The organism is Marinobacter sp. BW6 (genome assembly GCF_008107725.1).
Lineage (GTDB): Bacteria > Pseudomonadota > Gammaproteobacteria > Pseudomonadales > Oleiphilaceae > Marinobacter.
Genome location: NZ_VIRN01000031.1, coordinates 1 through 420 on the forward strand (window position 1 = coordinate 1; position 420 = coordinate 420).

At 61.4% G+C, this 420-nt stretch carries 1 protein-coding gene; it reads right to left on the reverse strand.

The window, feature by feature from the left end; translation table 11 throughout:
* A partial coding sequence (locus FMN52_RS00140; protein ID WP_148606710.1) for a substrate-binding domain-containing protein occupies positions 1-328 on the reverse strand: 328 nt, incomplete at its 3' end.
* Between the last annotated feature and the right edge of the window lie 92 nt (positions 329-420).

The window sequence follows — 420 nt, forward strand, 5'->3', positions numbered from 1 at the left end:
CGACAGGGATGCCTTCGTCAGCAGCGGCCTGGACAGCCGGGCCGATCGCCTGGGCATCCTGTGCCAGGATGATCAGGGCGGTTGCACCCTGTGCGATCAGGGCTTCCACGTCGGACAGCTGCTTTGCGGACGAGCTCTGTGCGTCGGCGGAGATGTACTGCGCGCCGGCAGCTTCCAGAGCGCCCTTGATGGCGGCTTCATCTGTCTTCCAGCGCTCTTCCTGGAAGTTCGACCAGCTCACGCCGACAACAATGTCTTCAGCATGGGCAAGGTTCACAGCGGTCGCGGACAGCAGGACGCCCGCCAGCAAAGTGGTAATTTTACGCATTGCGATGTTTCCTCCAGTTGGCACAACCCACGTCGATCGGCTGCACCTGAAATACGTCTGTGTCGCAGCGCCTTGTCGGGGCGCTTTCAGAA